This window comes from Aurantiacibacter zhengii (genome assembly GCF_003584125.1).
Taxonomy (GTDB): domain Bacteria; phylum Pseudomonadota; class Alphaproteobacteria; order Sphingomonadales; family Sphingomonadaceae; genus Alteraurantiacibacter; species Alteraurantiacibacter zhengii.
In genome coordinates this window covers 145592-156042 of record NZ_QXFL01000008.1, presented here as the reverse complement: position 1 = coordinate 156042, position 10451 = coordinate 145592, and the positions used below count along the sequence as shown (strand labels likewise).

The window sequence follows — 10451 nt, the reverse complement described above, 5'->3', positions numbered from 1 at the left end:
CGATCCCCACGCCGCGCCCGCGGATTACGAAGCGCGCTACCGGCGTTCTGTGGAGGATGCGGACGGTTTCTGGCTGGAAGAGGCGAAGGAGCGGCTCGACTGGTATGCTGAGCCGACGAAGGCGGGTGAGTGGTCGTTCGATCCGGTGGACATCAGGTGGTTCGCCGACGGTTCGCTGAACCTGTGCTACAACTGCGTCGACCGCCACCTGCCGCAGCATGCAGAGCGCGCGGCGCTGATCTTCGAGCCCGACGATCCTGCCTCGCCCGCGCGCACCCTCACCTATGCCCAGCTTCACGCCGAAGTGGTGCAGATGGCCAATGCGCTGAAGGCGATGGGCGTCGCGAAGGGCGACCGGGTCACGCTCTACATGCCCATGGTGGTCGAGGGCGTGCTGGCCATGCTCGCCTGCGCGCGCATCGGGGCGATCCACTCGGTGGTGTTCGGCGGCTTCTCGCCAGAGGCGCTGGCGGGCCGGCTGGAAGGCTGCGACAGCCGCTTCGTGGTCACCGCCGACGAGGGGCTGCGCGGCGGCAGGACGATCCCCCTGAAAGCCAATGTCGATGCCGCGCTGGATCATGACGGGGTCACGGTCGACGGCGTGCTGGTCGTGCGCCACACCGGCGGCGATATCGCCATGACCGAAGGCCGCGACCACTGGTACCACGATCTTGCCAGCGATGCGGAATGCCCGTGCGAGGAGATGGGCGCGGAAGATCCGCTGTTCATCCTCTACACCTCTGGCTCCACCGGCAAGCCCAAGGGCGTGCTGCACACCACCGGCGGCTATGCCCTGTGGTGCGCGGCGACCTTTTACTACACCTTCGATTACCAGCCGGGCGAAGTGTTCTGGTGCAGCGCCGATATCGGCTGGGTGACGGGGCACAGCTATGTCACCTACGGCCCGCTGCTGAACGCTGGCACCAGCCTGGTGTTCGAAGGGGTGCCCAACTATCCCGATCACGGCCGCTTCTGGGACGTGATTGCAAAGCACAAGGTCAACATCTTCTACACCGCGCCCACCGCCATCCGCGCGCTGATGCGCGAGGGCGATGGCTGGGTGACGCAGCACGACCGTTCTTCCCTGCGCATTCTTGGCACCGTGGGCGAGCCGATCAACCCGGAAGCCTGGCGCTGGTATTACGAGGTGGTGGGCGAGAACCGCTGCCCGGTGGTCGACACCTGGTGGCAGACCGAGACCGGCGGCCACATGATCACCACCCTGCCCTATGCCCACGACATGAAGCCAGGGAGTGCGGGCAGGCCGTTCTTCGGCGTGCAGCCGCTGCTGGTCGATAACGAGGGGCAGCCGCTGCCGGAAGAGGACGGGGTCGCGGCCGAGGGCAACCTGTGCATCGCTGCCAGTTGGCCGGGCCAGGCGCGCACCGTCTACGGCGATCACGACCGCTTTATCGAGGCCTACTTCACCACCTTCCCCGGCCGCTACTTCACCGGCGACGGCTGCCGCCGCGACGGCGATGGGTACTACTGGATCACGGGCCGGGTGGACGACGTGATCAACGTCTCGGGCCACCGCATGGGCACGGCCGAGGTGGAAAGCGCGCTGGTGCTGCACCCCAAGGTGGCAGAGGCCGCGGTGGTGGGTTACCCGCACGAGGTGAAGGGCCAGGGCATCTACTGCTACGTCACCACGATGGAAGGGGTGGAGCCATCGGACGAGCTCCACGCCGAACTGAAACAGCAGGTGCGCCGCGAGATCGGCCCCGTGGCCACGCCCGACCACCTGCATTTCACCGACGGCCTGCCCAAGACCCGCAGCGGCAAGATCATGCGCCGCATCCTCAGGAAGATCGCCGAGAACGACTACGACGCCCTCGGCGATACCTCTACCCTCGCAGACCCATCCCTCGTCCAGCGCCTTATCGACGGACGGCAGAACACGTAGTAGCGGGGGGATATGCGCGAACGGATCATCATTGCCGACGACCACCCGCTGTTCCGCACTGCGCTGGTGCACGCGGTGTCGCGGGTCTGGCCGCAGGCGGAGGTGATCGAGTGCGCTTCCGCCGCGCAGGCTCGCGCCGCGCTGGAGAAGGGCTGCGACACCCTGCTGCTGGACCTGCACATGGAGGATTCGCACGGTCTTTCCGTGCTGATGGACCTGCGCCAGGAATATCCCGCCCTGCCCATCGTGATCGTATCCGCGAGCGAAGAAAGCCGCGTGTTCCAGGCTGCCAGCCAATTGGGCGCAGCGGCCTTCGTGCCAAAGTCCGCAGGGCTGGACGAGATGCGCCAGGCGCTGGGCGCGGTGCGCGACGGCGATAGCTGGTTCCCGGAAGCCGCGGGTAACGAGGATGCCGACCTGCAGCGCATCGCCAGCCTCACCCCCGCCCAGCGCCGTATCCTGGCCCTGATCAGGGAGGGCTTGCTGAATAAGCAAATCGCCTTCGAACTGGACATAAGCGAGGCGACGGTAAAGGCCCACATCACGGCCATCCTGCGCAAGCTAGGCGTCGTCAGCAGGACTCAGGCCGCGCTGGTGGCAACGAAGCTGGACGTCGATTACGCTTCGGTTGAAACCGGATCATCCTGAACGTCCTGCGCCTTGCTGCGCGACACCGCCTCCGCCAGCAGGGCGCGCAGCGCGGCGGGGGGCGAGGGCTTCAGCAAACGGTGCGCTGCGATCGATGCCGCCGCGAGGCGTGTCTCCTCCCCTGATTGCGCGGTCAACATGATGGCGGGTGGCTTCGCTCCCCACTGCCGTGTCACGCTGCGATAGGCGGCATCGCCGGTAACGCCGTCGTCGAGCTGGTAATCCACGATCACGACGTCGGGCGGCTCGGGGCAGTGCGCCAGCGCTTCATCCGCACTTGCCGCGCCGGTCACGCGAAGCTGCCACTTGCCCAGCAGGGCACTTGTTGCCGCAAGGGCCGCAGGATCGTTGTCGATCACCAGCACGCTGGCATGGCCCAGCGAAAGGGACCGCGCGGGTTGCCGGACCGGCGCGGTGTCCGCCGACCATTTGGCGACCCGGAGACGGAGCGCAAAGGCACTGCCGCTGCCAACGCGGCTTTGGAGTTCGATAGGCACGCCAAGCAGGCGCGCGGCCCGCTTGGCTATCGCCAGCCCCAGCCCCAACCCCTCGCCATCGCGCGAAGCCCGCTGGAATTCGCCGAAGATGCGCTCGCGATCATCCGGGTCGATGCCGGGTCCCGTATCGATCACGCACAGCCGGATTTCGTCACCGCAGCGCTTCACCCCCACCAGAACTTTGCCCGCCGGAGTATAGCGGATGGCATTGCTGACGAGGTTGCGCAGGATCGAAAGCAGCAGAGCGCGGTCGCTTTCCACAATGGCACTGGTGGGAAGACATCGCAGGTCAATCCCCTTGGCGGCAGCCTGGATAGCGAATTCGCGTTTGAGGTCAGCCACGATCTCGGCAAGCGCAAGCTGCTCCATCTGCGGCTCTATGCCGCCGCCATCGAGCTTCGAGATATCGAGCAGCGCGCGGATCAGGCGGTCTGCCGCGGCGATGGATCCGTCGAGATTGCGCACCAGCCTTTCCAGGCCATCCTGTCCCGCCACCTCCTCGCCAAGGGCAGAGGCGAACAGCCGGGCGGCGTTGAGCGGCTGGATCAGGTCGTGGCTGGCTGCTGCCAGAAAGCGTGTCTTGGAACGGGTGGCCTGCTCCAGCGCGGCGTTTGCCTCGCGCAGCTGCGCGGTGCGCTGCGCCACCTTCTCTTCCAGCGCCTGCTCGGCCAGCCGGTCTGCGGTGATATCGGTATAGGAGGTGACATAGCCCCCGCCGGGCGCGGGATTGCCGAGGATGCGCATCACCCGGCCATCGGCCTGCGTGCGCTCCGCCCGGTGCCGGGTGCCTTCCTTCATGTAGCCTATGCGCCTTGCCACCTGCCGCTCGATCTCTTCGGGGGCCACGCCGCTTTCTGCCAGGTTGAAGCGGATCAGCTGGGCGATGGGGGTGCCGGGCATTACCAAATCATCGGGCAGGCCGAACATGTCCTGATAGCGGGAGTTCCACGCGACGAGGTTCATGTCCCTGTCCACCAGCGCAACACCCTGGTCGATGTTCTCGATAGCCACCCGCAGCAGGTCGGCGTTGAACGACAAGCGCCTGCTCGTCTCGTCGAACATGGCGACGACTTCGGCAAACGAGACGGGGTCGTCCTGTGCCCACGACAGCATCAGCAGGCGGGCGGACGAGCTTCCGATCACGCCCGCCACCATCCGCTCCGCCATGGCCAGCAGCGGCTTGTCGGCATGGTCGCTGTCGCGATAGGCGCGCGGCGCAGCAGCGATGGCCGCATCGGCGTTATTGCGACCCACAAACTGGGCCAGCAGCAGGCGCACGTCGGCCACGCGCTTGTCCACTTCGTGCAGCGCATGTTCGGCATGGCCCGGCGCGCCCCGGAAAGCGGCCGCCTGCGCTTCGTCGACGAGGTTCGGCCGCGTCAGCAGCGTAGCGATCCAGAACAACGCCGCGTTGGCCGCCAGGCTGAGAGCGATGCCGGAAACCAGCGGATCGGAATGGACACTGACCACAGGCTGCGTGCCGAGCGCCGCAGGGCCGATCAGCAGCGCCACCCAGATGGCGAACCCTGCCACCAGCCCCGCCACCATACCGTGACGATTGGCACGGCGGGTATAAATGCCGAACAGCAGACCCGGCGCGAACTGCGCCGCCGCCGCAAAGGCCAGCGTGCCGAGGTCTGCCAGGCTCGCGAGTCCGCCGAAGCCCAGGTAGAAGAGATAGGCAAGCACCAGCAGGGAAGCGATGACGATGCGGCGGATCGCCAGCAACTGGCGCGCCAGCTGGGTGCGATCGCCGCGCCCGCGAAAGACCTGCCGGAACACCAGCGGCGCGACGAGATCGTTGGTGATCATCGTCGACAGCGCCACGCTGGCGACGATGATCATCCCGGTCGATGCCGAAAGTCCACCGATGAAGGCAAGGATGGCGAGCCAGACATGGTCCGTCGCCAAGGGCAATTGCAGCACGATCATGTCGGGATTGGTGCCGTCTGGCAGCAGGGCCGTACCCGCCAGCGCTATCGGCACGATCAGCATCGCCGTTAGCGCAAGATAGGCGGGGAATATCCAGTACCCGCGCCGTCCCGCATCGGCATCGCGCGCCTCCACGAAGGTCATGTGGAATTGTCGGGGAAGGCACAGAACTGCGCAGGCGGAGATGAGGGTCAGCACCCAGAAGCGGCTATCCACCTGACCCAGCGAGAAGGTGGCGGGCAGTTCCGAAACAGAAGCCGGATCGGTCACGGTCAGCACCAAGGCCAGCAGCGCGATGGCGAGCAATGCCACCAGCTTCACCACCGCTTCCACCGCGATAGTGAAGACGAGGCCCGCGTTCTCGCCCGACCGATCGCCCCGGCGAGACCCGAACAGGATCGCGAACAGGGCCATCACCGCGGCCACCAGCAGCACCAGCTCGTCCTGCGCCAGCGCCTCGCCCATGCGGTTGTCCAGCGCCAGCAGAGAGGCACCCACGGATTGCAGCTGCAAGGCCATGTAGGGGAGCGAGCCGAGCGTGGCGATCACCGAGACGAGCGCCGCGACGGTGCCGCTCTTGCCGTAGCGGGCAGACAGGAAATCGGCTATCGAGGTCGAATGCTGCGCCTTTGCGTGCAGCAGAACACGGCGGATCAGCGGTTTGCCCAGTACGAACAGCAGGATCGGGCCCAGGAAGATCGGCAGGAACTCCAGACCCTGCGTCGCCGCCGTGCCGACGCCGCCGAAAAAGGTCCAGCTGGTGCAGTAGACTGCCAGCGACAGGCCGTAGACCCAGCCGCCGCGACGGTTGCGGTCACTCCCTTCGGCCTGTTGCCGATCGCGCCTCGTGGCGAGCCAGAAAAGCAGGCCGAGATAGGCAGCGGCCAGCGTGACCGCCAATGCGAACACCATGGCTCGTTCACTCCCTACCCAAGGCTAGCGAATGGCCTGTGCGATGCAAGACCTGCCGGATACTTGAAGGACGCGGAATCCGGCGGGGCCGCCAAACGGTGCGAACACCGGATGGCAGCCCCGAACGGATCAGTGCACGTGGGCGCTGGCCGCGCCGCGCGGCACGCGGATCGAATCCACCAGCTTGCGCACCTCCACCGGCGGGCTTGCGGTCATCTTCGACACGGCGATGGCCACTGCGAAGTTCAGCACCATGCCGACCACGCCGATCCCTTCGGGCGAGATACCCAGCAGCCAGTTCTCCGCCACGTTCGCCGCCGGATTGGCGAGTTTGAAGTAGAAGATATAGGCGAAGGTGAAGAACAGCCCGGAAACCATCCCGGCTATCGCCCCCTCCTTGTTCATCGACTTGGTGAAAATGCCCATGAAGATGGCGGGGAAGAGGCTGGATGCGGCAAGGCCGAAGGCAAAGGCCACGACCTCGGCAACCCAGCCCGGCGGGTAAATGCCGAGATATCCCGCAACCACGATGGCCGCGCTGGCCGCCAGGCGTGCGGCAAGCAGTTCGCCTTTCTCGGAGATGTCGGGCCGGAACGTGGATTTCAGCAGGTCATGGCTGACCGAGCTGGAAATCACCAGCAGCAACCCTGCCGCAGTCGACAATGCCGCAGCAAGGCCGCCCGCTGCCACCAGCGCAATCACCCAACCCGGCAGGTTGCCGATCTCGGGGTTGGCCAGCACCATGATGTCGCGGTCGACATAGACCTCGTTGGTGTTTTCCGAATTGGGTGCATTGGCAAGCAGGCGTTCTCCCGATGCGCCGCGCTCTTCGGTGAATACAGGGGTACCTTCGAAAGCGGTGCCGGCGGAATATTGCATCACGCCGTCCTGGTTCTTGTCGACCCAGGCGATCAGGTCGTTGCCTTCCCAGTTGCCGAACCAGGCGGGCGCATCCTCGTAGGCGGTCTGGTTGACGGTATCGACGAAGTTGAGCCGGGCGAAAGCCCCTACAGCTGGCGCGGTGGTATAGAGGATGGCGATGAACAACAGCGCCCAGAACGCCGATTTGCGCGCGTCCGATGCCTTGGGCACGGTGAAGAAGCGCACGATCACGTGCGGCAGGCCGGCGGTGCCGACCATCAGGGCCAGGGTGATGCAGAACACGTCGATCATCGACTTGCTGCCGTCGGTATATGGGGCGAAGCCCAGGTCCGTAAGCACCAGGTCCAGCTTTTGCAGCACATAGAGGCCGGAACCGTCGTTCACCTCCGATCCCAGGCCGATCTGCGGGATGGGATTGCCGGTGATCATGAAACTGAGGAAGAATGCCGGCACCATGTAGGCGAAGATCAGCACGCAGTATTGCGCCACCTGGGTGTAGGTGATGCCCTTCATTCCGCCCAGCACGGCGTAGATGAACACGATGCCCATGCCGATGATGACGCCCCAGAAGATCGACACGTCGAGGAACCGGCTGAACACGATGCCGACCCCGCGCATCTGCCCGGCGATATAGGTGAAGCTGATGAAGATCAGGCAGATCACCGCCACCACCCGCGCGGCCTTGGAGTAGTACCGCGTGCCGATGAAATCGGGCACGGTGAATTGCCCGAACTTGCGCAGATAGGGTGCCAGCAACAGCGCCAGCAACACGTAGCCGCCGGTCCAGCCCATCAGGTAGACCGAGGCATCGTAACCGAGAAAGGCGATCAGGCCCGCCATCGAGATGAAGCTGGCAGCGCTCATCCAGTCGGCGGCCGTGGCCATGCCGTTCACCACCGGGTTCACCCCCCCACCGGCAACGTAGAATTCCTTGGTGGAGCCCGCGCGGCTCCAGATCGCGATGCCGATGTAGAGCGCGAAGCTCAGGCCGACGAAGAGATAGATCAGTGTCTGCGTGCTCATGCTCGCCCCCTCAATCGTCGAGATCGTACTTGCGCTCGATCTTCCGCATCCGCAGGACGTAGAAGAGAATGAGCGCCATGAAGACGTAGATCGAGCCTTGCTGGGCGAACCAGAAGCCGAGCGGGTAACCAGCGATGCTGAACTGGTCCAGCCAGTCGCGCAGCAGGATCCCGCAACCGAAAGATGCGATGAACCAGATGATCATGAGCACCACAAGCAGGCGCACGTTCTCGTGCCAGTAGGCGTTTTCCGCCGCACTGGTTTCACCGTCCTCGGCGCGCGTCTCCTGGCCTTTTTGTTCGTTTTCCATAGCCTCCCCCGGAGTTCGACGTCCGCTTTTCGGACATCTTCCCATGCAGGCTAGGTGGCGCATCGCAGCAGCGCGACCGCGACATTAGTCTAATGCACGATGATAAGGGGTTCCGACGGGAGGCTGCAATCCGCCGGGCCCGTTTCAGACCCTGTTGCGCAGCGTCAGCGCGGCTTCGCTTTCCTGCATCAGTCCGGCGATGATATCGGCCACCGGCTCCTCCGCCTTCACCATGCCGACCGACTGGCCTGCCATCAGCGAGCCATTTTCCACGTCGCCATCGATCACCGCACGGCGCAGCGCGCCAGCCCAGTAGTGCTCGATCTGCAACTGCGCCTCGGCCATCGCGATTTCCTCGCGGTCGAGCACGGCGGCGACTTCGCGCTGCTTGGCGGTGAATTCCTCGGTACCCTTGTTCTTCAGCGCGCGCACCGGGATCACCGGCAGGCGCGCATCGACCTGCACCGATGCGACAGCGTCGCGGGCACTGGCGCGGAAGAAGGCCTTCTTGAAATCGGGGTGCGCGATGCTTTCCGTGGCGCAGGCGAAGCGAGTGCCAAGCTGCACGCCGGCCGCGCCCATTTCCAGGTAGCCTGCGATCATGTCACCGCGGCCAATGCCGCCCGCCACGAAGACGAGGTTTTCGGCTGCCAGCTCGGGCAGGATTTCCTGCGCCAGCACGCTGGTGGAAACAGGGCCGATGTGGCCGCCTGCCTCCATCCCCTCGATTACCAGCGCGTCCGCGCCCGAACGCAGCAGCTTCTTGCCCAGCGCCAGCATCGGGGCGAAGGCGATCAGTTTCGCGCCCTTCTGCTTGATCGCATCCACACTGCCCTTGGGCGGCAGGCCGCCCGCCAGCACCACGTGGCCGACCTCGTGGCGGGCGCACACGTCGATCAGGTCGAACAGGTCGGGGTGCATGGTAATCAGGTTCACACCGAAGGGCTTGCCGGTCAGCTTCTTCGTCTCGGCGATCTCGCTGTCGAGCAGTTCGGGCGTCATCGCTCCACAGGCGATCACGCCAAAGCCGCCGGCATTGCTGATGGCAGAGACGAGATTGCGCTCCGACACCCAGCTCATCGCGCCGCACATGATGGCATGCTCGCTGCCGAGAAATTCGCTGCCACGCGCCATCAGCGCGGACGTCTTGGGATAGCTGCTCATGGCGTGGTCCTTAGGGGCAGTGCACCGCGTCGACAAGCGCGGCGCGTACCAAACCGGGCTTGGTCCATTACAATATCGGTTATCGGGTCGCGGCGCGTTTCTATGCGATTGCCTGCACGCAATGCCCGCAATAACAAACAGCAATGCAACCGCCGCGAGTCTCTCGCGGTGCGGGGTAAGCCAAGGGGGCAAGAATGAATTTTCGACATTTCGTGGCCGCGGTTTGCGGCGTGGTGGGGCTGGCGGCAATGCCGCTGACAGCGCAGGCGCAGAGCGATTCTTTCCGGATCGATGCCAACGCCACCCACACGACGGACCTGACCATCTGCAATCCGGAAGTGCGCGTGGTGCTGAGCGGGGACGGCGATACCGATCTTGATTTCGTGATCCGCAACGTTCGCGGCGACATTGTCCATTCCGACTACGGCCTGACCGATCAGAGCAGCGCCACGCTGCAGCGACAGGCCAGAAGCGGGTGCGAGAATTTCGAGTTGCGCACGACCAACCTCGGCAATGTCTGGAACCTGCTCGATGTGAGCCTGGAAAACATTCGGACCGATAGCGGCAACCCGATCGATACCGACAGCTACCGCGTCGATGCCAACTCCACCCACCGGGTGGACCTGTCCATCTGCTCACTTCAGGTGATTGTCAGGGTCAGCGGCGATGGCGATACCGATCTCGATTTCGTGATCCGCAATTCGCGCGGAGAGACCGTTCATTCCGATTATGATCTGACCGACCAGACGAGTGCTACGCTCTCTCGCCGCAACGGGGTAAGTTGCGAGACCTTCGAGCTGGAGACAAGCAACCTGGGGAACGTGTACAACCTCTTCACCGTGCAGCTTGAGGACGTGGTGCGTGATACGGCGGTGCGCAGCACAGGCGATGGAAACAACCGCGACATCTCCATCCAGAACCGCACCGGCCAGACAATCACGTACCTTTACTGGTCCAACGTCGGCGCTGACGGTTGGGGCGATGACAAGCTTGGTTCCGGCATTCTCGCGAACGGGCAGGACTGGAACGTCACCGTGGATGACGGATCAGGTGCCTGCCGCTTCGATTTCAGGGCTCGACTGGCAGACGGGCGCGACCTGGAGCAGCGCAATGTCGATGTATGCTCGGTTTTCGTCGTACAGTTCGCCGGCAACGGAAAGTAGTGACGGCTGCGGCG

Annotated in this window: 7 protein-coding genes; 3 read left to right on the top strand and 4 right to left on the bottom strand. The window is 64.7% G+C overall.

The features are described from left to right. Nucleotides 1-1906 (top strand): acetate--CoA ligase (gene acs, locus D2V07_RS15905; RefSeq protein ID WP_119586767.1); only part of this gene is annotated, 1906 nt, incomplete at its 5' end. 12 nt (nt 1907-1918) lie between these two features. Continuing rightward, the gene (locus D2V07_RS15900; RefSeq protein WP_119587893.1) at nt 1919-2554 is read left to right on the top strand and encodes a response regulator; all 636 of its coding nucleotides are present in this window, start codon (nt 1919-1921) and stop codon (nt 2552-2554) included. Here D2V07_RS15900 and D2V07_RS15895 read toward each other — a convergent pair. From D2V07_RS15895 to D2V07_RS15880, 4 genes are all read right to left on the bottom strand, one after another. Further along, nucleotides 2524-5895 carry a hybrid sensor histidine kinase/response regulator gene (locus D2V07_RS15895; protein ID WP_119587892.1) on the bottom strand — a complete coding sequence of 1124 codons (3372 nt, stop codon included), beginning with the start codon at nt 5893-5895 and terminating at the stop codon, nt 2524-2526. The two genes, D2V07_RS15900 and D2V07_RS15895, sit on opposite strands and share 31 nt — an antisense overlap. 129 nt (nt 5896-6024) lie before the next feature. Next, nucleotides 6025-7800 carry a sodium:solute symporter family protein gene (locus D2V07_RS15890; RefSeq protein WP_119587891.1) on the bottom strand — a complete coding sequence of 592 codons (1776 nt, stop codon included), beginning with the start codon at nt 7798-7800 and terminating at the stop codon, nt 6025-6027. 10 nt (nt 7801-7810) lie between these two features. Next, on the bottom strand, nt 7811-8110 hold the full coding sequence (locus D2V07_RS15885; RefSeq protein WP_119587890.1) for a DUF4212 domain-containing protein: 300 nt from the start codon (nt 8108-8110) through the stop codon (nt 7811-7813). A 144-nt stretch (nt 8111-8254) separates the two neighbouring features. Continuing rightward, nucleotides 8255-9274, bottom strand: a complete 1020-nt coding sequence (locus D2V07_RS15880) for an NAD(P)H-dependent flavin oxidoreductase (protein WP_119587889.1) — start codon at nt 9272-9274, stop codon at nt 8255-8257. A gap of 194 nt (nt 9275-9468) precedes the next feature. On the opposite strand from D2V07_RS15880, the gene D2V07_RS15875 reads away from it, so the two are divergent. After that, nucleotides 9469-10437 (top strand): hypothetical protein, encoded by a 969-nt coding sequence (locus tag D2V07_RS15875; RefSeq protein WP_147367043.1) that lies wholly within the window; start codon nt 9469-9471, stop codon nt 10435-10437. The last annotated feature ends 14 nt before the right edge of the window (nt 10438-10451 follow it).

What these genes read in the sequence shown, in the direction of transcription:
- D2V07_RS15875 (WP_147367043.1), top strand. Translation starts at nt 9,469, where the DNA reads ATGAATTTTCGACATTTCGTGGCCGCGGTTTGCGGCGTGGTGGGGCTG.
- D2V07_RS15895 (WP_119587892.1), bottom strand. Translation starts at nt 5,895, where the DNA reads ATGGTGTTCGCATTGGCGGTCACGCTGGCCGCTGCCTATCTCGGCCTG.
- D2V07_RS15880 (WP_119587889.1), bottom strand. Translation starts at nt 9,274, where the DNA reads ATGAGCAGCTATCCCAAGACGTCCGCGCTGATGGCGCGTGGCAGCGAA.
- D2V07_RS15900 (WP_119587893.1), top strand. Translation starts at nt 1,919, where the DNA reads ATGCGCGAACGGATCATCATTGCCGACGACCACCCGCTGTTCCGCACT.
- D2V07_RS15885 (WP_119587890.1), bottom strand. Translation starts at nt 8,110, where the DNA reads ATGGAAAACGAACAAAAAGGCCAGGAGACGCGCGCCGAGGACGGTGAA.
- D2V07_RS15890 (WP_119587891.1), bottom strand. Translation starts at nt 7,800, where the DNA reads ATGAGCACGCAGACACTGATCTATCTCTTCGTCGGCCTGAGCTTCGCG.